The 251-nt window shown below is 70.1% G+C and carries 1 pseudogene; it reads left to right on the plus strand.

The features are described 5' to 3' along the window. Nucleotides 1–251: pseudogene (locus SB772_RS43715) on the plus strand (ABC transporter substrate-binding protein); the annotation flags it as partial.

Consider the following 251-nt stretch of genomic DNA (forward strand, 5'->3'; position numbering starts at 1 on the left):
GCTGGTTCGTGAACACCGATCTGCAGGCGAAGGGCGCGCCGTCGCCGGGCGAACTCGCGTTGCTCGAACCGTGGCGCAAGCAGCTCGATCCGGCCGTGTTCGGGCCGCCGCCCGCGCAGCCGAATACCGATCCGCCGGGCTCGCTGCGCGCGAATCTGCTCAAGGCGCGCGAACTGCTCGCGCAGGCCGGCTGGACCTATCGCAACGGCGCGCTGCGCAACGCGCAAGGTCAGCCTTTCGTGTTCGAGGTG

Source organism: Paraburkholderia sp. SIMBA_030 (assembly GCF_046535245.1).
Taxonomy (GTDB): domain Bacteria; phylum Pseudomonadota; class Gammaproteobacteria; order Burkholderiales; family Burkholderiaceae; genus Paraburkholderia.